Origin of the sequence: Nocardiopsis eucommiae (assembly GCF_965344335.1) — a bacterium.
GTDB classification, from domain to species: domain Bacteria; phylum Actinomycetota; class Actinomycetes; order Streptosporangiales; family Streptosporangiaceae; genus Nocardiopsis; species Nocardiopsis eucommiae.
Genome location: NZ_CBDRIY010000064.1, coordinates 1 through 23280 on the forward strand (window position 1 = coordinate 1; position 23280 = coordinate 23280).

The window sequence follows — 23280 nt, forward strand, 5'->3', positions numbered from 1 at the left end:
GTGCGTTCGGTGGGGGAGTTCCCGGGCGCTTTGGCGGCCAGCTGGCCGCCGACCCGCTCGCGGGTGGCGCGTAAGACCACCGCGTAGGAGAGGTCGAACCGGGTGGGGAAGGCACGTCTGAGGCACGCCGCGTCGGTGCGTGTCTCGGTGGCGATGATCCGGGTCAGGTCGGACATGGCGATCCCGCGCGAACCGTGCTCGGCGAACAGCCGGGCCGCGCAGTCCAGGACGGGTGCCGTCGTGCGAAGTGCGTTCGGGGGGTGATCGGCCGTCATTCGTCGTTTCTCATCGGTCGGTGTGCACCGCGGACGTAGGGGGAGACAACGATATCCGCGAACGGTCGACACATAGTGCGGAAAGGCTGAATTGACCGGAGAAACTGTCATTCAGGGTGCGCGTGGTGTTGATGTTCCCGCCGGCACCGTGTGGGGGATTCGTCGTCCGTTCCTCCAGGTGGTGCCGTGGAACACGTGAACGGCGCACCGGATGTACCGGTGCTTTCCCGGGACGGAACGGGAAGTGTCGCCGTTCCATTCCGTGCCGCGCGCACGGTCGTTCACGGCGGCCCCGTCGCCGTTTCCTGGGCGCGTCCCGAAGTCAGGGAAACGAGGTCGTCGACGCGATCCGTGGCGAGCGCGTCCACGCCCATTCCCATGAGACGGGCCATCTCCGGGAACTCGTTCACGGTCCAGGCCACCACCCCGAAACCGTGCCGGTGGAGGTCGGCCACCCGTTCCCGGTCCACCAGCGAGAAGTGCGATCCCAGGAAGGTGGGGCGGAGCGTGCGGGCCACCTCCTCCGGCGGCGGGCCGGGCTGTTCCCAGGCGAGCATGATCCGGGCTCCGGGGCTGCGGGCCCGCAACGCCTGGAGCGTCTCCAGCGGCCCGGTGAACAACGCCAGGTCACCGAACCCGTGTTCGCGCAGGACGGTGTCGGCGGCCAGCGCCGCCTGCGGAGAGGCCGCGTCGACCAGCAGCGGAGCGGTGTCCCCGCCGCCGAACTCGGCGATGACCTCCATGAGGGTGGGTATCCGCCGCTCCACGTCGTCCCTGGCGGCGGCGAGTTCGGCCAGGGTCAGGTCCGCGACCTGGTGCGGCGGGGAACCCGGGAGGGCCACGACACGTTCGTCCACCAGGACGGGATACCCGTCCGAGGTCAGGTGGACGTCGATCTTGACCAGGTCGGCTCCGGCGCGCAGAGCCGAGCGCAGTGCCGGGAGCGTGTTCCCGGGGAATCGTGCGGTGTCTCCGCGTAGTGCGATGGACAACGTCATGGAGTCAAGAGTGGCAAAGACCCCGGGGTTACGTGGTGCAAACAGGAAAAACGCCCACCAAGGCGTCCCTGGACGGCCGGGCGGCGGGCCGCGTTCCCGAGCGGTCGCGACCCGATTGCGAGCGGTCTCACGTCGTGGGGGCACGTCCTGGGTACGGCTACCTGGGAAACTTCGATAAGGGGTGTCGTATCCGAACGGCACCCGCAGGCCAGGCCCCCGAGTGTGAGGCGAACGATGATCCCGGACCAGCGGCGAGAGCACATCCTGAAGCTCCTCCAGGAGCGCCACGTGCTGAGTATCAACGAGCTCACGTCGATGCTGTCCGTGTCCCACATGACCGTGCGTCGCGACATCCAGGCCCTGGAGAACGACGGCAAGGTCCTGTCGGTCACCGGAGGCGTGCGGTTGGCGGCCCGGCTCAAGAGCGAACCCTCCTACCTGGCCAAGGCCCAGCTGGAGGTGCCCGCCAAGCGGGCGATCGCGCGCGCCGCCGCCGAGCTCGTGCGCGAGAACTTCACCATCTACCTGGACGCGGGCACGACCACCCTCCAGATGGTGCCGCTCCTCACGGACAAGGTCGGGCTGACCGTCATCACCAGCGACTTCAACGTCGTCGGCCACCTCATGGAGTACCCGGGGATCGAACTGATCCACACCGGGGGAGTGGTCTCGCACTCCGACCACTCCTCCGTCGGCCAGTTCACCGCCGACTTCCTGCGGCAGGTCAACGTGGACCTCGCCTTCATCGCGAGCAGCTCCTGGGACGCCGAGCGCGGCTCCACCACGCCCTCCGAGGCCAAGGTGATCGCCAAGCAGGAGCTGCTGCGCATCGCCTCCAAGAGCGTCCTGGTGGTGGACAGCACCAAGTACGGGAAGTTCGGCACCTTCCGGGTGGCCCGCCTGGAGGAGTTCGACCTGATCGTCACCGACGACCGCCTGCCGCGTTCCGCGGTGGACGAGCTCGGCGAGCGCGACATCAGGCTCAAGACCGTCCCCAGCGAGTGACGACGAGCCCGGCCCCGGGTCCTTCCCGGGCCGGGGCCGGCTGGGACGTGTCGGCGGTCGCGAGCGCGGAGTGATCCACAGAGCACGACCTAGTCCTCGCCGGTGTCGGGCTCGGCGGGCACGAACAGGGCGAGCTCGGTGCCGTCGGGGTCCTGGAAGACGAGGGTCGAGCCCTCCTCGGTGTGCACGACCGGGGTGTGCTCCACGTCCATCCGGGTGAAGCGGTCCTCCCAGGCCTCCAGGACGCCGAGGTTGGCGGCGGCCAGCGTGAGGCGGCCCAGACCGCAGTGCCGGCTGTCGAAGCGCCCCTTGAAGTTGTCCCGTTGCTGGACGAGGGCGACGTCCGGCCCGCCGGGGAGGGGGAGGACCGTCAGGGGCGGCCCCTCGGCCTGCTCGGGGTACTCCGGACGCAGGCCCAGGACGGTGCGGTAGAAGCGCACGCTGACGTCGAGGTCGCGCACGGACAGGACCACGCGGGAGATCCCGGCGATCGGAGGAGGCGGTGTGGCCTCGCGGTGGAGACCGGCGCGGGGGGCCAGCGCCCTGAACAGATCGAGCACGGTCGACAAGCCTACGCACACCTCGGGGACACCGCCCCCCGTCGTGACGGGGGATTGACGCCCTCAGCGAGGAGTGCGACGTTCTCCCAGGTCAGGCCCGGGAATTCAGTCCCGTGTCCTTGGTCACCGGTGGCTCGGTTCCAGCGCTGTCGGGGGAGGCGGGCCGCTCGTACCACCGGGCGCGCAGCACCAGCGTGGTCACCGCCAGCGAGATCACGCCGCCCGCCGTGGCCAGCGCGAACGCACCCTGGTGCCCGTAGGAGTCAGCGAGGGAACCGGAGATCATCGAGCCCAGGGCCTGGCCCAGGATCAGGCTGCTCAGGATGATCGACATCGACTGCGAGAGGCGGCTGGGCGGGGCGGCCCGCTCGATCAGTCCGAACAGGCTCACCAGGTGCGGGCCGATCGCGACGCCCAGGACGAGGATGGTGACCGCGAGGGTCGCCGGCCCGTGCTCCAGGTACAACGGCAGGGTGAGCAGCGCCAGGCCGCCCGCCGCCACGCGGGTCCGCGCGGTCAGTGTGAAGCCCACCGGCAGCGAGGCCATCATCAGCCCCGCGAGGGCGCTGCTGGAGCCCATCACCGCGTACATCAGCCCGGACAGGTCACCGTGCCCGGCGTTGTCCGCGAACGCCGTCACACCCGTCGACATGCCGCCGAAGAACAGTCCCTGGCAGAACATCGGCACGGCGAGCAGGAGCAGCGCGGGCCGGGTGATGCTCCCCTCGGCGCCGCGCACCGGGGCCGACCCGGGCGGGGCCGTGGGGTGCAGCGCGAAGGCGGTGCCGAACACGCCGATCAGGACGGCCGCGCCGAGCACACTCGCGGAGGGGGACAGGGTGAGGGTGAGGACCCCGACCAGCGCCGGACCCAGGACGAACGAGGCCTCGTCCAGGACGCCCTCCACCGACATCACGGCGGAGACCGAGCGCTCGCGCTCCAGGCCGCGGTCGGGGCCCCTGCGGATCAGCACCACCCAGCGGGTGCGGGCCATCGGTCCCACCTGGGGCATGCACAGACCACCGACGGCCGCCAGCGCGACCAGGACGGTCAGCGGGGCGTCCGTCGTGACGGCGGCTACCAGGGCTCCGATGAGGGCCGCGTCGATGATCGCCATGACCAGGACGGGGACGCGCTGACCGTGACGGTCCGCGAAGCGCGCGATGATCGGCCCGCCGATCGCCTCCCCGAGCGCGAACGCCCCGGAGACCAGTCCGGCGGCTCCGACGCTGCCCGTGGTGCTGGTGACCAGCGTGAGGAGCCCGATCAGCGTCATGGACACGGGGAGCCGGGCCAGGAAGGTGGCGAGGAGCAGCGGCCAGCCGGCGATCCGGTGCATCCGTCGCAGGGTCTCCAGGGGTGACATTCAGCCTCGTTCTGTCTCGTGTGTGCCGCGCCGTCGCCCTCGGCCACAAACCATCCCATGATAGGTGGACCTCCCCAGGAGACGGACGAACCCTGACTTTCGTTGGTGTCCCGAGGCCGGTGCCGCTGTGTAGGTTCACCAGCATGGACTTCGTACCGCGCCGGTTCCCGGCACCCGGATGGCCCACCCGGGGCTCCGTCGTGCGCGACCTCCTGCTGTGGCTCGGGGTGTTCCTGGTCCTGCTGTCCGAGGCGCACGCCTTCACCGTCGCCGGGTACGCACCCGCCCTGCCCGTTCCCGCGCTGGTGGCCCTGGCGGGGGCCGTGATCGTGCTCAGCCGCACCTTCCCCCTCCTGGCCCCGTGTGTGGCCGTGTTCGTGTGCACGTGGTCCCAGGCCTTCATGGTCCTCCTGGTGTGCGTGGCCTACCTGGCCGGACGCCGGTCGAGACGGGTCGGTCCCGCGGTGGCGCTCTTCGCGGGCCTCTGCCTGGCGATGGCGGTGCTCGTGCTCCGCCACCTGGACGAGACCCCCGGACTCTGGGTCACCGCCGGATCCACCCTCCTGTTCTGCACCGCGCTGCCCTGGCTGGTGGGCGTCTACCGTCGCCAGCACCGGGAACTGGGCCGGGCGGGCTGGGAGCACGCCCGCCAGCTGGAGCTCGAACAGCGGCTCACCGCCGACCGGGCCCGCCTGCGCGAACGCGCCCGGATCGCCCAGGACATGCACGACTCGCTGGGCCACGACCTCAGCCTGATCGCGCTGCGCGCCGGTGCCCTGGAGGTCGCCCCTGACCTGGCCGAGCACCACCGCGAGGAGATCGCCCGGCTGCGCGCCGGTGCCGTGGCGGCCACCGCCGGTCTGCGCGAGGTCATCGGGGTCCTGCGCCCCGACACCGGCACCGAACCCGCCCCCACCGCCCCGACCGGTGAGGGCGTCCCGGCCCTGGTCGAACGGGCCCGCGACTCGGGGGTGGACGTCGTCCTGGTCAGCGAGGGCCCCCTCGACGCGCTCCCGCCGATGGTGGACCGTGCCGTCCACCGTGTGGTGCAGGAGTCCCTGACCAACGCCACCAAGCACGCGCCGGGCGCCCCCGTGGAGGTGCGGCTGACCGCCGACGACACCCGGGTGGAGGTAGGGGTCACCAACCGGGCACCGGAGCGGCCGGGCCGGGAGCCGGGTTCCGGTGGCGGCCACGGCCTCACCGGGCTGGGGGAGCGGGTGCGGTTGGCGCGTGGGGCGCTGACCGCGGGACCCCACGAGGACGGGTGGCGGGTGTGCGCCACCCTCCCCCTCGACGGTGCCGAGGTGAGGGAGGGCGAGGAGATCGAGCAGCTCCACAGGGCGGCTCGGAGACGGGTCCAGCCGTGGACCCTGGCCCTGGTGGCCGCACCGGTCGTCGTGGTCGTCCTCGTGGTCGCCACGGTCTACTACGTCCTCGCGGAGATCCTCGCGGACAGCACCCTGCCACCGGAGCAGTTCGCGGCGCTCGCCGTGGGCGCGCACCGCGAGGACCTTCCCCTCCCCGACCAGCCGCTGCGGATCACGGAGTCCCGCCTGGCTGAGTTCGCTTCCGCCGACCCCGCCTGTGAGCAGTACCGCGACTCCGCGGGGATGTTCGACGACGACGTGGACTTCTACCAGCTGTGCTTCGAGGACGGGGTGCTGGTGACCAAGGAGAGGCTGACGAGATGACCTGTGGGACGCCGCGACCGGGACGGGTGACACGGTGATCAGAGTGCTGCTCGCCGACGACGAGGCGATGATCCGCGCGGGTGTGCGGGCGATCGTCCAGAGCGATCCGGGCATCGAGGTCGTCGCGGAGGCCGCGGACGGCCGCCAGGCGGTGGAGCTGGTGCTCTCCCACCGTCCCGACGTGGTGCTCCTGGACATCCGCATGCCCCGGATGGACGGGCTCGCGGCCTGCGCGGAGATCCTGCGGGTGGCTCCTGGCACCCGGGTCGTCATCCTCACGACCTTCGGGGAGGACGCCTACATCTCCCAGGCGCTCTGGGACGGTGCCAGCGGGTTCCTGCTCAAGGCGGGGGACCCCCGTGAGCTCATCGCCGGGGTGCACGCGGTCGCGGACGGCGGCGCCTACCTGTCGCCCAGGGTGGCCCGCCAGGTGATCGATCGGTTCGGCGGTGGCAGAGCGGCGAAGGAGGCCGCCGCGGCGGCGCGCCTGGCCGCACTCACCGACCGCGAGAGGGACGTGCTCGCCCTGGTCGGCGCCGGGTTGTCCAACGCGGACATCGCGGCACGCCTCTTCCTCGTGGAGGGCACGGTCAAGAGCTACGTCAGCGCCATCCTCAGCCGTCTGGGCCTGAGGAACCGGGTCCAGGCGGCCGTCCTCGCCCACGAGGCCGGACTGGTCGAGGACTCCGCGCGCTGACCTTTTGGGGCCGGGCCCGGACGGGAAGACTGATCACATGAGCTCCGAGGACCGTTTCCACCCCCTGCGACAGGAGGACGCCGTCCTCCTCGCCGCCTCCTGGCGTCAGCTCGCCGGTGAGGACTGCGATTCCCGCGCCGTCGGGGACGAGCTCCTCGGTCGTTGGAGCGAGGACCACCGGCGGTACCACACCCTCTCCCACCTGTGGAGCACCCTGCGGGCCGTGGACGTGCTCCAGGACGAGGCCCGCGACGTCGACGCCGTGCGGTACGCGGTCTGGTTCCACGACGCCGTCCACGAGGGCAACCCGGGGCACGACGAGGACCAGAGCGAGGCTCTGGCGCACCGTCTGCTCGCGCTCCTGGGAAAGGACCCGGTACTGATATCCGAGGTGGTGCGGCTGGTGGGCGTCACCAGGGACCACCGGCCCGAGCCGGGGGACGCCAACGGCGCGGTGCTCTCCGACGCCGACCTGTCGACCCTGGCGGGAGCCCCGGAGAAGTACCTGGCCTACACCTCGGCGGTGCGCGCCGAGTACTGGCGCTACCCCGACCGGGTGTTCCGGGCCGGACGGCTGCGGGTCCTGCGTTCGCTGCTGGAGAGCCCGCACCTGTTCCACACGGAGTTCGGCCGGGCGCACTGGGAGCCCCGCGCGCGGTCCAACATGCTCGCTGAGGTGGACCGGCTCAGCCGCGAGCTCGCGGAGGAGCCTGTTCCGAGCCGCCGCCCTTGGGGCGGCGCAGCCCCGCCGCCCGCAGACGGGTGACCAGGTCCCGACCGGTGACGAGCTCGGCCCCCAGATCCAGGGCACGCGCGTGCAGGTGTTCGGGGACGTCGTAGTGGTCCCGCTCGAAGGCCCGGGAGGGGACGCCCAGCTCACGCGCGAAAGAGTGGAGCTCCTCGAAGGAGCTGTCGCTCACCAGGTGGGCGAAGCGCCACCCACGGGGACCCGGCCAGACAGGGCTGTCGATCAGTACGCTCACCGGTCAACCCTAGACGCGCGGCCCGGCTGATCCCGCCAGCTCGCGCCCCCGCCCCCGCCACCGGCCCGCGGTCGACCTGGCGCGGGTACCACGGGGGTCGACGAACGAACGGTGCGCACGGCCCCGTCACCCTTCCGTTCCGTTCACGTGAGCCCCGCGATGGGGGACGGACCGCCCTGACCGCCCGGCCCGAAGGGCGCGGTGTCGTGAGCCCCTCGATCACGGGGACCGCCGTCAGCGGGTCCGGGGGGCGGTGACGGCGCGCCAGGGAACCGGGCTGGACAGGATCATGGTGCTGGAGGGGCGGCCGTGCTCCGCGAGCTGGTCGATGACCTCCTCGAAGTGCTCCATCGAGCGCACCGCGATGAGCAGCACGCAGCAGGCGTCGCCGGTGACCCGGTGCACCTGGAGGATCTCCGGGAGCTCCAGGGAGGACTGCTCGCGCAGCAGGCAGTGGGCCCCGAAGCACTCCATCCGTACGAGGGCCGTGACCGGAAGACCGGCGGCGGCCGGGTCCACATGGGCGTGGTAGCCCGTGATGACCCCTCGGTCGGTCAGCCGACGGACCCGGTCGGCCACGGCGGGCGCGGAGAGGTTCACCCGCCGGGACAGCTCGTTGAAGGACAGGCGGCCGTCCCGTTGGAGCTCGTCGAGGATGCGCTGGTCAACGCTGTCCAGCGGGGTTTCCAGTCGTGAGGCCATACTTCACGTTCCCAAAGCCGATGTCAGGTTCCTGTTACGAATGCTAGGTCAGTGCCCGACTTGCGTGGTCGACGTCCATTCCTTATCAGGGTCAATTGTCCGAGTATGTGAGTTCACGTACACGCAGGTTCGTGAGACCGCTGAAGTCGCGCAGTACACGAGGGGTACACCCGATGCTCTCCACCACGTCCGCCCAGCAGTGCCCCTACGCCCCGACCGACGTCGGCGCGGCCGAGGCCCGCGCCGCGAAGGCGGAGAGCAACGAGGGCCGGCCCACCCTGAGCTTCGACAGGAACACCCCCTACGCCGACTACCTCGGTGTCGACACCCTGCTCGGCCTCCAGAACCCGCGCACCAAGGAGCCAGCCGAGTCCGCCTTCATCATCGGCACCCAGGTGATGGAACTCCTGTTCACGCTCGTCCAGGAACGCTGGGAGGCCGCCCGGGACGCGCTGGAGGTGGACGACGTTCCCGGCGCCGTGGCCTGGCTGCGCAGCGCCTGCAACGCCCAGGACGTGCTCAACAGCACCTGGGGCCTGTTCGGGGACATGACGCCCACCCAGTTCAACCGGTTCCGGGACGCCTTCGGTGAGGCCTCCGGCTTCCAGTCCTACAGCTACCGGAAGCTGGAGTTCGTCCTCGGCCACAAGTCCGCCGCCATGATCCGTCCGCACAAGGCGATGAGCGGGGTCGTCGACGACCTCACCGCGTTGATCGAACGCCCCAGCCTGTACGACGCCGCGCTGCGCCTGCTGCACCGTCGGGGACTGCCCGTCCCGGACTCCCGAGCCGAGCGGGACTGGAGCGAGGACTACGAGCCCTCCGCCGAGGTCGAGCACGCCTGGATCGAGGTCTACGCCGACGACCGCCCCGGGAACGACCTGTACCTGTTGGCCGAGTCCCTGGTGGACGTCGCGGAGCGGGTGACACGATGGCGTCAGCTCCACCTGGTCGCGGTCAAGCGCACGATGGGCGGCAAACCGGGCAGCGGCGGGTCCAACGGTCTCAACTGGCTGGCCCGCAACGCCGAGAAGGACGTCTTCCCGGAACTGTGGTCCCTGCGCAGCACCATCTAGACCAGGACACCACAGCACGAGGAAGCAGGACCCGATGACGCCCATCTCCCGTGAGGACTGCGCCGCCCTGGACGCGGCGGACCCCCTCGCCCCCCTCCGCGAGGAGTTCGTCCTCCCCGAAGGGGTGATCTACCTCGACGGCAACTCGCTGGGCGCCCTGCCCCGCTCCACCCCCGCCCGGGTCGCCGACATGATCGAGCGCGAGTGGGGCCAGAACCTCATCCGCAGCTGGAACGACGCGGGCTGGTGGGACAAGCCCCGCACCCTCGGAGCCAAGGTCGCCCCGCTGGTCGGGGCCGGTGCCGACGAGGTGATCGTCGGTGACGGCGCCTCCGCCAACCTCTTCAAGACCCTGGTCACGGCCCTGCGCCTGTCCGACCGCACGGTGGTTCTGGGAGAGGCGGGCAACTTCCCGACCGACCTGTACGTCACCGAGGGCGCGGTGGGTCTCGCCGACGCCGAGCAGCGCCGCGTGGACCCCGACGGCCCAGAGCTGGCCGAGGCCCTGGCCAGGCGTGACGTGGCCGTCCTGCTGCTGAGCCACGTCGACTACCGCAGCGGAGTGCTGCGGGACATGGCCGGGATCACCCGCCTGGCGCACGAGCACGGCGCCCTGGTGATCTGGGACCTGTGCCACAGCGTGGGCGCGGTGCCCATCGACCTCTCCGGGAACGACGTGGACTTCGCGGTGGGGTGCACCTACAAGTACCTCAACGCGGGCCCCGGAGCGCCCGCGTTCCTGTACGCCGCCCGCCGTCACCACGCGGTCTCGGAGCAGCCGCTCAGCGGATGGCACGGGCACGCCAGGCCCTTCGACTTCGCCCCCGACTACGAACCGGCCACGGGCGTCTCACGCTTCCTCAGCGGCTCGCAGCCCCTGGTGGCCGACGCGGCCCTGGAAGCGGGGCTGGACGTGTGGGCCATGGCCGACCTCTCCCAGGTCCGGGCCAAGAGCCTGGCCATGACCGACCTGTTCCTGGCCAGGGCCGCCTCCGTGGGGCTGTCCTCGATCACCCCGGCGGAGCACGACCGGCGCGGCAGCCAGGTCTCCCTCGTCCAGCCGGAGGAGGGCGCCGGGTACCCGATCGTGCAGGCGATGATCGAGCGCGGTGTGATCGGGGACTTCCGGGCCCCGGACGTCATGCGCTTCGGATTCACGCCGCTCTACCTGCGCTACGTGGACGTGTACGACGCCGCGACCGCGCTGGTGGAGGTCGTGGAGTCCGGCGAGTGGCGGGCCGAACGGTTCAACCGGAGGTCACAGGTCACCTGACCCGAGTCGCACTCCCCGGTGGGCAACCCACCGGGGAGTTCTTTGTGCCCACGGGGCCTCGGGCGCTTTCCGGTGACCCTCCCCAGTACCGGGATGGCCCCGTCTTTGCCAGGGTGGCGATGCCGCACCCGCTCCCCGAAGAACAGGTCTTCCGTGACCTTTCGACGTGTCCGTAGCCCTTTGGGAGGGTCTGGTCCACCCCGTACCGGTACTTTCTGGTTTATGACGACGGCCACTCCTGGGGCCGCTCTTCGGCCCCGGTGAGACCGGAATCCCCTGCGGTGAAGGCAATCCCGTGACCTGCGGGTTCTCCGAGAGTGACGCCGTTCCGTGTTCTTCGAGACACGCCCTGTCATTTTACCCGGAATCCTTCGGCACTTTGCCAAAGCCTGGGTTAGTGTCCTTCGTGACCGGTTCGTTATGGACCTTTAGCGATCCGGTGCCGAGCCCTTGACCGGCCTGCGAGCCGGAAGGGAAATCGAGACCTCTTCATCTCTCTCGGGAACGAGCAGCGCGAATCCACGCGCAGCTGTCCGGCGGAGCCGATCCGGCCCCCCGTTCCCACCCCGCCACTCGCCGCCAGCGACGCGGGGCGCGCCATGGCATGACACCAGTCCGGAACGCGGAACCTTTCGGTTCGTGTGCCCCGACGCGTCATGGCCCGGTCTTCTCGGCTTCTGTCGTCAACCTGGCTATTACTTCATGAGCAACGACACTCCCATTCAGTACGGCGAAGTCACCGCGACCTATTTCTGGGACGACGGTTCCGGCATCAACGGAGACACCGGGATGCCCGCCGGTGGTGAACCCATGCAGAAGGGGCTGTTCTCCAGCCCCAGCTGGCCGCTGGGCACCGAGGGATTCATCGTCCACGAGGGCGAGGAGTACGAGTTCTTCATCGGCGACCGCGGTCCCGGTGTCCCCTCTGAGAACTGCGACGTCCTTCTGGACATCGACGGCAAGACCTTCGCCGACATGATGGGCGAGAGCTTCGACGAGAACTCGCTCGTCGTCAGCGGTGGCAACGGCCACGCCGAGGTCGAGTACTTCATCACCAAGTGGGGCGACGGCAACGGGACCGAGGGCGCTCCTCACCCGTTCAACCAGTCCGGCAACAAGTGTGAGAACGCCGTCTCCGACATCCCCGCCAAGTACCTCCCCGAGGAGAAGGCGGAGAAGGAGGAGAAGAAGGACGAGGAGAAGAAGGAGGAGAAGAAGGAGGAGTCCAAGGACGCCTCCGACGAGACCTCCGAGGAGGAGCAGCAGGACGAGGCTCCCGCCGCTGCCGAGCAGGAGGACCAGGACCCCGGCGTCACCGCCGAGACCGCGGCCAACGACCTGTCCGGCTTCGGGCTGACGGGCGCTGAGGGCACCCCCTCCGCCGCCGGTCTGCTCACCCTGGCGATCATCCCCGCGATCCTCATCGCGATGTTCTTCGCCTGGACCCGTCGTCCGTCCGGTGCCCACGCCGGTGCCGAGGACGAGGGCGGCAAGGGCCTGATGGCGCAGAGCGACGGCCGTCACGGCATCGCCACGCTGTTCGACAAGCTGCTCGGACGCTAGCTCCGACACGACCACCCCCGGACCCACCCCGGTCATCCGTGACCACGGGAGTCCACAGCCAGGTGTTCCTTCTGGCGGGGGGAAACAAATGAGACTCCCGTAGGGCGCTGGCCCTCGGAGAGTGGGTAGGCCAGGGGCCGCGATCGACGATCGCGGCCCCTGTGCTGTGCGCACCTCGTTGTCGAACATACCCCTAGGGGGTATGTTCTGGTGAGTCGGCCGACCCACGGCCGCCCATGAACGGAGGGAGCGCCATGCGTGTCGACGGGTACGCGGAGGACGGCTACGAACGGGTGCACGAGGTCTTCCAGGGGCTGGTGGACGACGGCCGGGAGACCGGAGCGGGGCTCTCGGTGTGGCGGGAGGGCCGCGAGGTGGTCCGGCTGAACGGTGGTTGGTCCGACACCGCGCGCGGCCGCCCCTGGAGTGACGACACCCTCGTCCAGACCTACTCGGTCTCCAAGCCCTTCGCCGCGCTGGCAGCCCTGGCCGCGACCGGCGGGGGAGTGCTCGACCTGGACACACCCGTCGCGCGCCACCGGAAGGGATACGGGGTCAGGGGCAAGGAACGCACCACCCTGCGCCACGTGCTCACCCACCGGGCGGGACTGCCCCGCTTCCCCCGCGCCGCCGAGGCGTTGGACCCCCTCGACGACGCCGGGCTCCTGGACAGCCTCGCGAACGCGGAGCCCGAGTACGCCCCCGGCGCCGGGATGGGAGAACACGCCCTCACGTACGGGCACCTGATCGACGGCGTCCTGCGCGCGGCGGCCGGAACCACCCTGGGCGCGGTCTTCCGCGAGGTGGTGGGACCCGCGCTGGGGCTGGACGCGTGGTTCGGGGTGCCCGAACACGCGCTCGCCCGCGTCGCGGACGTCGAGTACGCGCGTCCGGACTGGCCCCGGGCCCAGCCCGCCGCGGACTGGCTCGCCGTCCCGGACGGCCCCCTCGACCCGGCCCTGGTCAACTCCGAGGCCTGGCGCGGGTCCGTGTTCGGCGCGGTCAGCCTGCACGCGAGCGCCACCGGGCTGGCCCGGTTCCTGGACGGGATCACGGACGAGGACGGTCCGCTGCGCGCGCTCCTCGGGCGTGAGGCGCACGAGGAGTACCTCGCTCCCCAGGCCACCGGGTACGACGAGGTCTTCGGCACCGAGCTCACCTGGACCCTGGGGTTCCTGCGGGACGACGCCAAGATCGCCAAGGGCGGGATCGGAGGGTCGGCCGTGTGGCGGTCCCTGCGCCACGGCCACTCCTGCGCCTACCTCACACGGCGGCTCGACGACCACTCCAGGGCGGCCGCGATCGCGGCCGCCCTGAGCGACGACCTCTCCGTGGTGCCCGTGCACTCCGCTCGGGCCTGATCGGTCGAGGCCCCTTCCCCCGGCGCGACGTGGGCGCCCCCGGTCACCCGGAGGCGGGGTGGGGGCGGGGCCTCCGGTCGCCTTTGAGCGAAGGACCCGCCCGTCCCGTGGGCACGACGGCCTGGTGCCGTGTGCCCTCACACGCGCCCGTGACCCGCCGACACGGCACCCGTACCCGCGTCGTTCCGGCGGCGCCGTCGCCGCCCGCGGGTGCGGAGCCCTTCCGTGGGTCGCTCCGGCACGGTGGTTCCTACGGGGTCCAGCCCCGGGGGCCGGTGCGGGCCGCGGCCCGCTGGTCGAAGCGGAGACCGGCCCGGTGGCGTTCGGTGGGCGCCGCGAGGTCGGCAACGCCGAACGAGGGGTGTTCGTGGGGTCGGCGGTGCGGGGCCGCCGTGTACACCGGCTCCCACGAGGGGGGAGGAGTCGGACGAGACCGATCATCGGTGCGCTTCATGTCTTGAATATGAGGCGAATCACCCCATATTGTCGATGCCTTCGGGGTGATGCTGGACGAACTGCTCGGTAGGGCGCCCGGCATCGCACAACATCCAACGAGTCCACGTCGCGGACGGTATGGGGTAAGACACATGGCCGTGCAGCTGGACGACACCGACCGCCGGATCATCGCGCTCCTGTGCGACGACGGCCGCATGTCGATCCGTGCCGTCGCCGAGAACGCGCACATCTCCCGGGCCAACGCCTACTCCCGTCTCGAACGCCTGCGCGACGAAGGCGTGATCAGGGGATTCACCGCCGTCATCGACCCCGAGAAGTACGGCACCGCACTGTCGGCCTACGTCTCCGTGCGGATCGAACAGCACTCCTGGGAGAGGTTCCGGGGCTACCTGCGTGACATCCCCGAGGTGGACCACGCCGCGCTGGTCTCCGGTGACGTCGACCTCCTGCTTTTGGTCAGGGTGGCCGACGCCGCCGCCCTGCGCACCTTCGTCCTGGAGCGGCTCCAGCGCCTGCCCGAGGTGAAGAGCACCCAGACCATGTTCATCCTGGACGAGCCCCACCTCCAGTAGGGGGAACCGCCAACGGTGGTGAATGGGGTCCATTTCACCCGCGACCGGACCTTGTTCGACCAGGGCCACTGGGAAGAATGGACCCATGCCCGAGTACCGCGTGATCGACGCCTTCACTGACCGGCCCCTCGCGGGCAACCCCGCCGCAGTCCTCGTGCTGGACGACACCTACCCCGACGTCTGGGCACAGGGGATCGCCGCCGAGTTCAACCTCTCCGAGACCGCCTTCGCGCGCCGGATCGACGACCCCGGAGCCGACTTCGAACTGCGCTGGTTCACCCCGGTCACCGAGATCGACCTGTGCGGACACGCCACCCTCGCCACCGCGCACGCCCTCACCGAACTCGGCGTGGAGGGCCCGATCCGCTTCAGCACCCGCAGCGGTGTCCTCACTGTCCGGGAGCGGGACGGCAGGCTCTGGATGGACTTCCCCGCCCGCCCCGCCACCGCCGCCGAGGCCCCCGAGGGGCTGGCCGGGGCCCTGGGCGCCGAACCCCTGTGGACCGGGATCGGCGGCAACAACGACCTCCTCGTCGAACTGGCCGACGCCGCCACCGTCCGCGCGCTCGACCCCGACCCCACCGCCATCCGGGCACTGCCCGCCCGCATGGTGATCGCCACCGCTCCCGGCGACGGCGGACACGACATGGTCTCCCGGTGCTTCGCCCCGTCCATGGGTGTCGCGGAGGACCCGGTCACCGGATCCGCCCACACCGTCATCGCCCCGTTCTGGGCCGAGCGGCTCGGCCGTACCGAGTTCCTGGCCCGCCAGGCCTCCAAGCGCGGCGGTGACCTGCACCTGCGCCTGGAAGGGGACCGCGTGCACATCGGAGGCGACGCCGTCACCGTCGCCACCGGCGACCTGAACCTGTAGAGGAGACCCCATGGAGCAGTGGGCCACCAGGGAAGAGATCAACGCGGCGCGCGAGAGGCTCGAAGCGGGCCACACCGGCTGGAGCCGCCCGGCGGCCTACGGGGTCGGCGTGCACCGGGACGGCCGGACGGTCTTCGGGCTGACCAACGTCGGGACGAGCCCCCTGCCCGCCATCGTCCTGGCTGTCGAGTGCGGGCACACCTCGGGTACCGTCACCCACGAACTCACGCCCGCACAGCTCGCGTCGGCCGTCGACGCCCTGGCCCCGGCCGAGGCGTGCACCGAGCTCCGGCACCCCAACCTGGTCGAGTGGCGGCGGGTGCTCGGAGAGGTCGCGGAGAGGGGAGGCCAGCTCGTGGCGGTCTTCGTCGGAGATCTGGCGGAGGACCCCGTGGACCCGCACGACCGGGCGTTCCGTGCGGCTATCGCCTGATACACACCACCGACTGGGAAGCCGATCCCGTCGAATTCCCGGTTTTCCCCGTGCGGCCACCCCTGGTCCGGTAAGAATAGTTCCACGACACCCCCCACCCCCCTCCGTGGAGGTGTCGGGACCGCGGCCCGACCGGAGCACCCCTTGATTCCGGACGGGCCGCGTCCTCCCCGTCGGTCGGCGCCGGTCCCCCTCCTGCCCGGCCGACGCCCCTCTGGTGGTCGGGCCGAGAACCCCGTACCCGGCTCGACCCCAGAGGCCTGGGAGTCTCAGGGAAGGTCGGCGCCGGGCGACTCCAGCATCCGGGGGAAGAGCGCCTCGATCTCCGCGAGCCCCATCCCGTTGATCCGGTCCTTCGCGGCCTGTGCCCGGGCCGTCGTCGGCAGGTCACCGGAGAGCAACCGGGGCAGCAGGAGCCGCCGGACCAGGACCTCGCGCGCGGAGACGCCCTGCGGGCGGCGCACCACCGAGACGTTCACCCGGACCGCGTGTTCGTTCCCCGGCACGGCCCCCGGCCGGTCCGTCTCGACCGCCGCGTAGCGGAACCCGTGCGCGAGTGCGCACGGCCCGCACCCCACCGGTCCCCGGCCCGACGCGTGTCCGCACTCCGGGCACACCAGTCGCTCCAGCGCGGCGTCCACCACCCGCCAGTCGTGCCGGTCCGGCTCCTGGACGACCAGCGCGGCCACCTCGGGCCCGTCCTCCAGCCCCTCACGGAGGAGGAACGCCTCCCACTCCTCCGTGAGGATCGCGTCCACCAGGGCCCGGCACCGCGCACAGTCCGGAGCCCCGCCGTACTCGGGCCCGGGGCACTCCGGGCAGGCTCTCAGGGGGTCTCCCACAGCAGGGCGCACGGGCCTCACCTCCGGGACCATCCAACCCGCCGGTCCCCAGAACCTCCAGCCCTTTTCCGGGGCCCGGCCACACACCGGACCCCCTTCGGGAGTCATGCGGTTCGGTGTGAGCGCGTGGATGTGGTCGACGGCGTTCCCGGCGCCGTCGACTCCGCCGAGAAGACCCGGAGTTCCTCCGCGCGGGCGCGCAGGCGGGGGTCGCGGAGCAGGGACTCCAGGGCCCGGCGGAGCCGTTCCCCCGCTCGTGGAGGACCCGCAGGAGGACGTCCCGGTGACCGAAGTCGTCCATCGCGCGGTGGACGACGCGTGGTCGGCCCCGCGGGCGGTGTCCACCGGGTGCCGCACCTCCGGGGGAACCTCGTGGGGCGGCCGGGCGTGGATCGGGCCGACCCACGCGGTAGTGGGGCGGGAGCAGGCGGGTGCGCGGGTGGTGGGGGGTCGAGGCGTGGCGGTCGCCTTCGCGGTTGTCCACAGGGGCGGAGCGGGATTCGCACAGAAGTCCTAATCTGGCGGGGGCACCAGTTCGTAGCGACACCGGGGGAGACGATGACGGAGCGGCGCGGGAACGGCGGCCAGGGACGCCGGTACGGCGGAGGCGGCGGTGGCCGGGGCGGTGCGGGGCGCAGGCCCGAACCCGAACCCATCCGAGGGGTCCGCGACGAGGCGCGGCTGTCCGAGGAACTCCTCCGGATGCAGGGCGCCTCCTACGGCCGGTACAAGTCCCTCAAGGGTGACTGGGACTTCGGGGACTTCACCCTGACGGTGCAGCGGGTCCAGGCCGACCCCTTCGCCCCGCCCTCGCGCATCCGCGTCCTGCGGCCCGACGCCGGTATCCCCGCGAGCGCCCACGCCGATCCGGTGCGCCGCCGGGCCACCGCCGACTACCTCGGTCGGCGCGCCCGCCGACTGCTGCGGGGATCGCTGCTGAAGATCGACACCGGGGGACAGGAGGTCATCGCCCGTTCCTCGTGCCAGATCACCGAGGGCGGCGCCCTCGACCTCCGGATCGGGGTGGACCTGCCCGGGCACGGCCGCCGGATCGACGGACGCACCGCCGAGCGGGAGCTGTGCCGCACCCTCCCGGCGCTGGTCGACGACCTCGACTGGGACGAGATCGACCACGCGGAGGCGGAGGCCTTCGCCGACACCGTGGTGGACGCCGTCGCCCTCCGGGCGGGCCTGGCCGACCGCGGCCTGGTCGCCTTCGTCGCGGACGGGGCGATCCTGCCCCGGCGCAGCGGCGTGAGCGACGAACCCATGGCGGGGGAGGGCGTGGTGCCCTTCGACGCGCCGGAGAGCCTGCGCGTGAGTGTGGACCTCCCGCACGCGGGCACGGTCACCGGCATGGGGGTGCCCGAGGGCATCACCCTGATCGTGGGCGGTGGCTTCCACGGCAAGTCCACCCTGCTGCACGCCCTGGAGCGCGGTGTCCACGACCACGTTCCCGGTGACGGTCGCGAGCTGGTCGTGACCCGGGAGGACGCGGTGAAGATCAGGGCGGAGGAGGGTCGCCGCGTGGAGCGGGTGGACGTCAGCCCCTTCGTGCGCAACCTGCCCACCGGCGCCGACACCCGCGACTTCCGTACCGAGAACGCCTCCGGCTCCACCTCGCAGGCGGCCAACATCTGCGAGGCGGTGGAGGCCGGGGCGCGTACCCTGCTGGTGGACGAGGACTCCACCGCCACCAACCTGATGATCCGCGACGAACGCATGCAGGCCCTGGTCCACGGCGACCGGGAACCCCTGGTGCCCTTCGTGGACCTGGTGCGCCCCCTGCACCGCGAGCACCGGGTCTCCACCGTCCTGGTCATGGGCGGCAGCGGCGACTACTTCGACGTCGCCGACCAGGTGATCATGCTGGACGCCTACCACCCGCACGACGTCACCGAACGGGCCCGCGCGCTGGCCCATGACCGCTCCGACGCGGAGTTCGCCCTGCCCCGGGCCCGGGTGGTCGACCCCGGCTCGGTGGACGACGACACCGCCAAGGGGCGGAGCCGGATCAAGCGCCGGGACATGGACGTGCTGGTCTACGGGGAGAGCGACGTCGACGTGCGCGCGGTGGAACAGTTCGTGGACCCGGGACAGATCACCGGCGCCGGTCTGGCCCTGCGCACACTGGTCCGGGGACGGCACCTGGACGGGCACCGGACCGTGGCCGAGGCCCTGGACTCCCTGGAGGAGGCGCTGGCCAAGGAGGGCGTCACCCTGCTCGGCGCCGACTTCGGCGGTGACTACGCCCTGCCGCGCAGGCACGAGATCGTCGCGGTCCTCAACCGGCTGAGGACGCTGAGAGTGGCCCGCCAGCGCTGACGAGCGCCGGCCCCGGGACGTTCGCCCGTCGGGCGGATCGGGTCGTGTGCGGGGGCCCGGTCGTGCGGGCCCCGGTCGCCCGGAGCTCGGACGGCCGGGGCCCGGTGGGTGTCCGGACGGCTCGGAAGGGTCAGAACGCCCTGATCAGCAGGATCACCAGAACGGTGGCGCCCACGGCGGTGTCGTAGACCATGCACCACTCCGCGAGGGACCGAGAGATCACCTTCCCGCTCCACCAGTGCACCGCGTCCCAGGCGGCATGCGTCAGCAGTCCCACCGCGACCACCGCGACCGCCGCCTCGGGGGAGACGACCAGGGTGAGGAGCCCGGCGCCGCCGAACAGCGCGAGCGCCGGAACCTGGAGCGCGAACACCCCCGGACGCCGCAGGGGCCCGAGCACCAGTCCGGCGGCGACCAGCAGGAGCCCCAGACCGAGGACGAACGGCCAGGGCGTGAGGCCCGCGGCCTCGAGAAGGAAGTGGAGGGCGATCATCAGGGCCACCATCAGCCAACTGGTGCCGGGGCGGTCGAGCACGGCGACGGCCAGGTACATGACCGGCAGGGTGAACAGGAGGAACACCAGCCCACCGCCGTCGCCGCCACCGGCGAGGGTGAGCGCCGCGGCCGACGCGGCGGTCAGCGCCGGCCACCAGCGTCGGAGGACCGTCGTGGCGGCTTCCCTCGATCGTGTGGCCCGAGACCCGGAGGTCCGCGCGCCGTCCCGGGGGACGGCGGCGTCGTCGGGGGAGGCCTCGGACCCCTGGTGACCCGTGGCGGTGTCCCCGGCGCGGCCGGTCCCACGGGCCGGGGCCCCCGGCCGCTCGGAGGGGACCTGGGCGGAGGGCGGGGCAGGTGTGGAAGTCATGTCCCCAGCCTTCGCGGGCACGGGTGCGGAGGCCAGGCGTACGCTGGGGTCGGTCCGAAATCCTGGGAAACCCGTCCGAACGGACCCGCTCGGACCACGGGGGTGGCACGCATGGACGCACGCAGGGTCGTGGTCGTCGCCTACGAGGACGCGGAGCTCCTGGAGATCTCCTCGGTCACCTCCACGCTGGCCACCGCCAACGACCTCGCCTCCGGCGGACGTCCGTACGAGACGATCCTCGCGACCCCGGGCGGCGGGCCGGTTCGCTGCTCCTCCGGGCTGACCCTCCAGGGCCAAGCGGCGCTGGAGGACCTCCGGGGCCCGTTCGACACGCTCGTGGTCTCGGGCGGATGGGGGCACCGGCGCGCGGCGCGGAGCGACCTCCTGGTCGCCCACGTGCGCCGACTCGCCCGGGAGAGCCGCCGCGTGGCCTCGGTGTGCACCGGGTCGAGCGTCCTGGCCGAGGCCGGGCTGCTGGAGGGGCGACGCGCGACCACCCACTGGCACTTCGCGCGTGAGCTGGCCGAACTCCATCCGGGGGTGCGAGTGGACCCGGAACCGATCTTCGTCCGCGACGGCGCGGTGTCGACCTCGGCGGGGGTGACCAGCGCGCTGGACCTCACCCTGGACTTCGTCGCCGAGGACCACGGACCCTCGCTCGCGCGGCTGGTCTCCAGGGTCCTGGTCACCTACTTCCAACGGCCCGGGAACCAGGCGCAGATGAGCGTGCTCACCACCCTGGACCCCGAGAACCTGCTGGTCCGCGGGGTCCTCACCCACGTACGCGATCACCTGGACGGCGATCTCTCCGCCAGCGCGCTCGCCCGGACGGCCGGGGTGAGCGCACGGCACCTGCACCGGCTCTGCCTGGCCCACACCGGCCGTACCCCCGCCTCCCTGGTCCGTCGCGCCAGGGCGGAGGCCGCCGCCGACCTCCTGGAGTCCACCGCCCTGTCCGTCACCGAGGTGGCCGCCCGCTGCGGGTTCCGTTCCGCCGAGACGCTCCGCCAGGTCTTCGTCGACCTCTACGCCCTCCCTCCCTCGCGGTTCCGGGCCCTCCACCGCCGCCCCTGAACACCCCCGGACCGAAGGTGTGGGCGTCGTCACCTCCGGGACCACGGGGTCCGGACCCACCCGCCACGGGTCGGTATTGTGGAAAAGCAGGGCACAGCGACCCCGCCTGGGCCCACCGGAACCTTCCGGCAGGCAACGCGGGTGTGTCGCGGCCCCTGTGACCCCGACCAGTTTTGGAGACGAGAACCCGGTGCGCGACCCCGCAGAACTGTACGAACTCCACCCCGGCTTCGACGACGTCACCGGGCTGGTGATGCTCGTCTGCCTGGACGGCTTCGTCGACGCCGGAAACGCTGGCAGCCAGTTGTCCGAGTCTCTGTTCGAGCGGTTCACCGCCGAGGAGGTCGCGACCTTCGACGTCGACCGTCTGGTGGACTACCGCCGCCGCAGGCCGCAGATGACCTTCGTCGAGAACACCTGGACCGACTACACGCCGCCCAGACTGGCCCTCTACCGGATGCACGACGCCGAGGGCCACCCCTTCCTGGTCCTGCACGGACCGGAGCCGGATGGTGAGTGGGAGGCCTTCATCGCGGCCGTGACCGGCCTCGTGGAACGCTTCTCGGTCTCGCTCTCCCTCAGCGTCAACGGCATTCCCATGGCGGTGCCGCACACCCGACCGGTGACGGTCACACCGCACTCCACCCGCCCCGAGCTGATCGAGGGACACACCCCCTGGATCGGCCGGGTCGAGGTGCCCGCCAGCGTGTCCGCGCTCATGGAGTACCGCTTCGGGGAGAACGACCACGACTTCGTGGGCTACGCCATCCACGTGCCCAGCTACCTCGCCCAGTCCACCTACCCGCGAGCGGCCATCGCCGCCCTGGAGTACGTGGCCGGGGCCACCGGGCTGGCCCTGCCGAGCGAGGAGCTGGAGGAGGTCGCCGCCACCACGGACGTGGAGATCGCGGAGCAGGTCGCGGCCTCCGAGGAGGTCCAGCGCGTGGTCGCCAACCTGGAACGCCAGTACGACGACATCATGTCCTCGCGCGCGGAGGAGGGCGGCGGGCCGGTCCCGCTGTCCGACGACGACGCGGGGCTGCCCACCGCCGACGAGCTCGGCGCGGAACTCGAACGCTTCCTCGCCGAGCGCGAGGGAGACGGAAACGGATGACCGTGTTCTACCAGATCCTCTTCAGCTCGGTCCTGCGCCACATGGACGCGGAGACGGTGCACAAGCTGAGCTTCGCCGCCCTGCGCGGCGTCACGGCCGTCCCCGGCGTCGCCGAGACCATGGGCAGGGTCCTGGGCCCGCGCGAACCCGAGCTGACCGTGCACGCCTTCGGCCGCGAGTTCCCCGGTCCGCTGGGCATGGCCGCCGGTTTCGACAAGAACGCCGAGAGCCCGCGCGGCCTCGCCGCTCTGGGCTTCGGCTACGTCGAGGTGGGTACCGTGACCGCCCACCCGCAGCCGGGCAACCCCAAGCCGCGCCTGTTCCGGCTGGTGGCCGACCGCGCCATCGTCAACCGCATGGGCTTCAACAACGAGGGGTCCGCGCTGGTCGCGGAGCGCCTGCACCACCAGCGCCGTGGTCCGGTGCTCGGGATCAACATCGGCAAGACCAAGGTCACGCCGGAGTCCGAGGCGCCCGCCGACTACGCGCTCAGCGCGCTGCGGCTGGCCCCCTACGCCGACTACATGGTCATCAACGTCAGTTCGCCCAACACGCCGGGACTGCGCAACCTCCAGGGAGTCGAACAGCTGCTGCCCCTGGTCGGCGCGGTCCGCGCGTCCCTGGCCGAGGCGGGCCGCCCCGAGCTCCCGCTCCTGGTGAAGATCGCCCCGGACCTGGCCGACGAGGACGTCGACGCCGTCGCGGACCTCGCGCTGGCCGAGGGCCTGGACGGGATCATCGCCACCAACACCACGATCTCCCGTTCGGGGCTCGACACCCCGGACGCGGACGTCGAGGCGGCCGGTGCCGGTGGGCTGTCGGGCGCCCCGCTCAAGGCGCGCTCCCTGGAGGTTCTGCGCCGTCTGCGTTCCCGCGTGGGTGACCGGGTCACCCTGGTCGCGGTCGGCGGCATCGAGACCCCCGAGGACGCCTGGGCCCGCATCCGCGCCGGTGCCACCCTGGTCCAGGGGTACACCGGGCTGATCTACGGCGGGCCGCTGTGGCCCCGCCGCATCCACCGGGGCCTCGCCCGTCTGGTCCGCGAGGCCGGATACCGCTCCGTGCGGGAGGCCGTGGGCGCCGACGCCCCGGCCCCAGCGCTCTCGGTGGTCAGGGACACCACGGAGGCCAGCTGACCGGCGTGGGGGGGGGGGGGGGGGGGGGGGGGGGGG

23 protein-coding genes and 1 pseudogene are annotated in these 23280 nt (G+C 71.7%); 15 read left to right on the top strand and 9 right to left on the bottom strand.

The genetic code is table 11. The features are described 5' to 3' along the window. Both ACRWK8_RS25800 and ACRWK8_RS25805 read right to left on the bottom strand, forming a co-directional pair. A pseudogene (locus ACRWK8_RS25800) lies at positions 1-275 on the bottom strand (TetR/AcrR family transcriptional regulator); the annotation flags it as partial. 281 nt (positions 276-556) lie between these two features. Then, positions 557-1273 (bottom strand): glycerophosphodiester phosphodiesterase, encoded by a 717-nt coding sequence (locus ACRWK8_RS25805; RefSeq protein ID WP_431873124.1) that lies wholly within the window; start codon positions 1271-1273, stop codon positions 557-559. Positions 1274-1507: 234 nt separating this feature from the next. Here ACRWK8_RS25805 and ACRWK8_RS25810 point away from each other — a divergent pair, with 234 nt between their 5' ends. Further along, on the top strand, positions 1508-2278 hold the full coding sequence (locus tag ACRWK8_RS25810) for a DeoR/GlpR family DNA-binding transcription regulator (RefSeq protein WP_352387749.1): 771 nt from the start codon (positions 1508-1510) through the stop codon (positions 2276-2278). An 89-nt stretch (positions 2279-2367) separates the two neighbouring features. Here the strand turns inward: ACRWK8_RS25810 and ACRWK8_RS25815 are convergent, their stop codons facing one another. Together ACRWK8_RS25815 and ACRWK8_RS25820 are read right to left on the bottom strand one after the other, a co-directional pair. Next, the gene (locus ACRWK8_RS25815; protein ID WP_431873125.1) at positions 2368-2847 is read right to left on the bottom strand and encodes a VOC family protein; all 480 of its coding nucleotides are present in this window, start codon (positions 2845-2847) and stop codon (positions 2368-2370) included. A gap of 82 nt (positions 2848-2929) precedes the next feature. After that, positions 2930-4204, bottom strand: a complete 1275-nt coding sequence (locus ACRWK8_RS25820; RefSeq protein WP_431873126.1) for an MFS transporter — start codon at positions 4202-4204, stop codon at positions 2930-2932. A gap of 143 nt (positions 4205-4347) precedes the next feature. On the opposite strand from ACRWK8_RS25820, the gene ACRWK8_RS25825 reads away from it, so the two are divergent. Genes ACRWK8_RS25825 through ACRWK8_RS25835 form a run of 3 tightly spaced genes read left to right on the top strand, consistent with a single transcriptional unit; the run spans position 4348 to position 7361 of the window. Beyond that, positions 4348-5898 (top strand): sensor histidine kinase, encoded by a 1551-nt coding sequence (locus tag ACRWK8_RS25825; RefSeq protein ID WP_431873127.1) that lies wholly within the window; start codon positions 4348-4350, stop codon positions 5896-5898. 34 nt (positions 5899-5932) lie between these two features. Next, a complete protein-coding gene (locus ACRWK8_RS25830) occupies positions 5933-6595 on the top strand; it encodes a response regulator transcription factor (protein WP_431873128.1) in 663 nt (220 codons plus the stop codon). 37 nt (positions 6596-6632) lie between these two features. Then, positions 6633-7361 carry an HD domain-containing protein gene (locus ACRWK8_RS25835; protein WP_431873129.1) on the top strand — a complete coding sequence of 243 codons (729 nt, stop codon included), beginning with the start codon at positions 6633-6635 and terminating at the stop codon, positions 7359-7361. Here ACRWK8_RS25835 and ACRWK8_RS25840 read toward each other — a convergent pair. Continuing rightward, positions 7282-7578 carry a DUF4031 domain-containing protein gene (locus ACRWK8_RS25840; RefSeq protein WP_378741193.1) on the bottom strand — a complete coding sequence of 99 codons (297 nt, stop codon included), beginning with the start codon at positions 7576-7578 and terminating at the stop codon, positions 7282-7284. The two genes, ACRWK8_RS25835 and ACRWK8_RS25840, sit on opposite strands and share 80 nt — an antisense overlap. 234 nt (positions 7579-7812) lie before the next feature. Next, on the bottom strand, positions 7813-8280 hold the full coding sequence (locus tag ACRWK8_RS25845; protein WP_431873130.1) for an Lrp/AsnC family transcriptional regulator: 468 nt from the start codon (positions 8278-8280) through the stop codon (positions 7813-7815). Positions 8281-8453: 173 nt separating this feature from the next. Between ACRWK8_RS25845 and ACRWK8_RS25850 the strand changes: the two genes are divergently transcribed. The 4 genes from ACRWK8_RS25850 to ACRWK8_RS25865 all read left to right on the top strand — a co-directional run bounded on the left by ACRWK8_RS25850 (position 8454) and on the right by ACRWK8_RS25865 (position 13553). Next, on the top strand, positions 8454-9356 hold the full coding sequence (locus ACRWK8_RS25850; protein ID WP_378741197.1) for a tryptophan 2,3-dioxygenase: 903 nt from the start codon (positions 8454-8456) through the stop codon (positions 9354-9356). A 34-nt stretch (positions 9357-9390) separates the two neighbouring features. After that, positions 9391-10629: a kynureninase gene (kynU, locus tag ACRWK8_RS25855; RefSeq protein ID WP_431873131.1), complete on the top strand. Its 1239-nt coding sequence runs from the start codon at positions 9391-9393 to the stop codon at positions 10627-10629. Positions 10630-11331: 702 nt separating this feature from the next. Further along, a complete protein-coding gene (locus ACRWK8_RS25860; protein WP_431873132.1) occupies positions 11332-12192 on the top strand; it encodes a hypothetical protein in 861 nt (286 codons plus the stop codon). A gap of 254 nt (positions 12193-12446) precedes the next feature. Further along, positions 12447-13553 carry a serine hydrolase domain-containing protein gene (locus tag ACRWK8_RS25865; protein WP_431873133.1) on the top strand — a complete coding sequence of 369 codons (1107 nt, stop codon included), beginning with the start codon at positions 12447-12449 and terminating at the stop codon, positions 13551-13553. 250 nt (positions 13554-13803) lie between these two features. Here ACRWK8_RS25865 and ACRWK8_RS25870 read toward each other — a convergent pair whose 3' ends face one another. After that, positions 13804-14007, bottom strand: a complete 204-nt coding sequence (locus tag ACRWK8_RS25870) for a hypothetical protein (protein WP_431873134.1) — start codon at positions 14005-14007, stop codon at positions 13804-13806. A 133-nt stretch (positions 14008-14140) separates the two neighbouring features. Between ACRWK8_RS25870 and ACRWK8_RS25875 the strand changes: the two genes are divergently transcribed. From ACRWK8_RS25875 to ACRWK8_RS25885, 3 genes are all read left to right on the top strand, one after another. Then, the gene (locus ACRWK8_RS25875; protein ID WP_378741206.1) at positions 14141-14581 is read left to right on the top strand and encodes an Lrp/AsnC family transcriptional regulator; all 441 of its coding nucleotides are present in this window, start codon (positions 14141-14143) and stop codon (positions 14579-14581) included. A gap of 85 nt (positions 14582-14666) precedes the next feature. Then, positions 14667-15455 (top strand): PhzF family phenazine biosynthesis protein, encoded by a 789-nt coding sequence (locus ACRWK8_RS25880; RefSeq protein WP_378741208.1) that lies wholly within the window; start codon positions 14667-14669, stop codon positions 15453-15455. Between the two features lie 10 nt (positions 15456-15465). Further along, positions 15466-15888 (top strand): hypothetical protein, encoded by a 423-nt coding sequence (locus tag ACRWK8_RS25885; RefSeq protein ID WP_431873135.1) that lies wholly within the window; start codon positions 15466-15468, stop codon positions 15886-15888. A 269-nt stretch (positions 15889-16157) separates the two neighbouring features. Here the strand turns inward: ACRWK8_RS25885 and ACRWK8_RS25890 are convergent, their stop codons facing one another. Continuing rightward, positions 16158-16742 carry a hypothetical protein gene (locus tag ACRWK8_RS25890; RefSeq protein ID WP_431873136.1) on the bottom strand — a complete coding sequence of 195 codons (585 nt, stop codon included), beginning with the start codon at positions 16740-16742 and terminating at the stop codon, positions 16158-16160. A gap of 546 nt (positions 16743-17288) precedes the next feature. On the opposite strand from ACRWK8_RS25890, the gene ACRWK8_RS25895 reads away from it, so the two are divergent. After that, complete coding sequence (locus tag ACRWK8_RS25895; protein ID WP_431873137.1) at positions 17289-19055, top strand: ABC-ATPase domain-containing protein; 1767 nt, start codon at positions 17289-17291, stop codon at positions 19053-19055. Between the two features lie 130 nt (positions 19056-19185). Here the strand turns inward: ACRWK8_RS25895 and ACRWK8_RS25900 are convergent, their stop codons facing one another. Continuing rightward, positions 19186-19920, bottom strand: a complete 735-nt coding sequence (locus ACRWK8_RS25900) for a hypothetical protein (RefSeq protein WP_431873138.1) — start codon at positions 19918-19920, stop codon at positions 19186-19188. A gap of 111 nt (positions 19921-20031) precedes the next feature. Here ACRWK8_RS25900 and ACRWK8_RS25905 point away from each other — a divergent pair, with 111 nt between their 5' ends. From ACRWK8_RS25905 to ACRWK8_RS25915, 3 genes are all read left to right on the top strand, one after another. After that, positions 20032-20994 (top strand): GlxA family transcriptional regulator, encoded by a 963-nt coding sequence (locus ACRWK8_RS25905; protein ID WP_378741218.1) that lies wholly within the window; start codon positions 20032-20034, stop codon positions 20992-20994. Between the two features lie 190 nt (positions 20995-21184). Next, positions 21185-22108 carry a proteasome assembly chaperone family protein gene (locus ACRWK8_RS25910; protein WP_378741220.1) on the top strand — a complete coding sequence of 308 codons (924 nt, stop codon included), beginning with the start codon at positions 21185-21187 and terminating at the stop codon, positions 22106-22108. After that, positions 22105-23244 carry a quinone-dependent dihydroorotate dehydrogenase gene (locus ACRWK8_RS25915; protein ID WP_431873139.1) on the top strand — a complete coding sequence of 380 codons (1140 nt, stop codon included), beginning with the start codon at positions 22105-22107 and terminating at the stop codon, positions 23242-23244. Before ACRWK8_RS25910 ends, ACRWK8_RS25915 begins: the two co-directional genes overlap by 4 nt. The last annotated feature ends 36 nt before the right edge of the window (positions 23245-23280 follow it).

Coding starts and splice junctions, on each gene's coding strand:
- ACRWK8_RS25825 (WP_431873127.1), top strand. CDS start 4,348: ATGGACTTCGTACCGCGCCGGTTCCCGGCACCCGGATGGCCCACCCGG.
- ACRWK8_RS25845 (WP_431873130.1), bottom strand. CDS start 8,280: ATGGCCTCACGACTGGAAACCCCGCTGGACAGCGTTGACCAGCGCATC.
- ACRWK8_RS25870 (WP_431873134.1), bottom strand. CDS start 14,007: ATGAAGCGCACCGATGATCGGTCTCGTCCGACTCCTCCCCCCTCGTGG.
- ACRWK8_RS25915 (WP_431873139.1), top strand. CDS start 22,105: ATGACCGTGTTCTACCAGATCCTCTTCAGCTCGGTCCTGCGCCACATG.
- ACRWK8_RS25835 (WP_431873129.1), top strand. CDS start 6,633: ATGAGCTCCGAGGACCGTTTCCACCCCCTGCGACAGGAGGACGCCGTC.
- kynU (WP_431873131.1), top strand. CDS start 9,391: ATGACGCCCATCTCCCGTGAGGACTGCGCCGCCCTGGACGCGGCGGAC.
- ACRWK8_RS25860 (WP_431873132.1), top strand. CDS start 11,332: ATGAGCAACGACACTCCCATTCAGTACGGCGAAGTCACCGCGACCTAT.
- ACRWK8_RS25880 (WP_378741208.1), top strand. CDS start 14,667: ATGCCCGAGTACCGCGTGATCGACGCCTTCACTGACCGGCCCCTCGCG.
- ACRWK8_RS25820 (WP_431873126.1), bottom strand. CDS start 4,204: ATGTCACCCCTGGAGACCCTGCGACGGATGCACCGGATCGCCGGCTGG.
- ACRWK8_RS25905 (WP_378741218.1), top strand. CDS start 20,032: ATGGACGCACGCAGGGTCGTGGTCGTCGCCTACGAGGACGCGGAGCTC.
- ACRWK8_RS25865 (WP_431873133.1), top strand. CDS start 12,447: ATGCGTGTCGACGGGTACGCGGAGGACGGCTACGAACGGGTGCACGAG.
- ACRWK8_RS25875 (WP_378741206.1), top strand. CDS start 14,141: ATGGCCGTGCAGCTGGACGACACCGACCGCCGGATCATCGCGCTCCTG.
- ACRWK8_RS25900 (WP_431873138.1), bottom strand. CDS start 19,920: ATGACTTCCACACCTGCCCCGCCCTCCGCCCAGGTCCCCTCCGAGCGG.
- ACRWK8_RS25895 (WP_431873137.1), top strand. CDS start 17,289: ATGACGGAGCGGCGCGGGAACGGCGGCCAGGGACGCCGGTACGGCGGA.
- ACRWK8_RS25810 (WP_352387749.1), top strand. CDS start 1,508: ATGATCCCGGACCAGCGGCGAGAGCACATCCTGAAGCTCCTCCAGGAG.
- ACRWK8_RS25885 (WP_431873135.1), top strand. CDS start 15,466: ATGGAGCAGTGGGCCACCAGGGAAGAGATCAACGCGGCGCGCGAGAGG.
- ACRWK8_RS25850 (WP_378741197.1), top strand. CDS start 8,454: ATGCTCTCCACCACGTCCGCCCAGCAGTGCCCCTACGCCCCGACCGAC.
- ACRWK8_RS25805 (WP_431873124.1), bottom strand. CDS start 1,273: ATGACGTTGTCCATCGCACTACGCGGAGACACCGCACGATTCCCCGGG.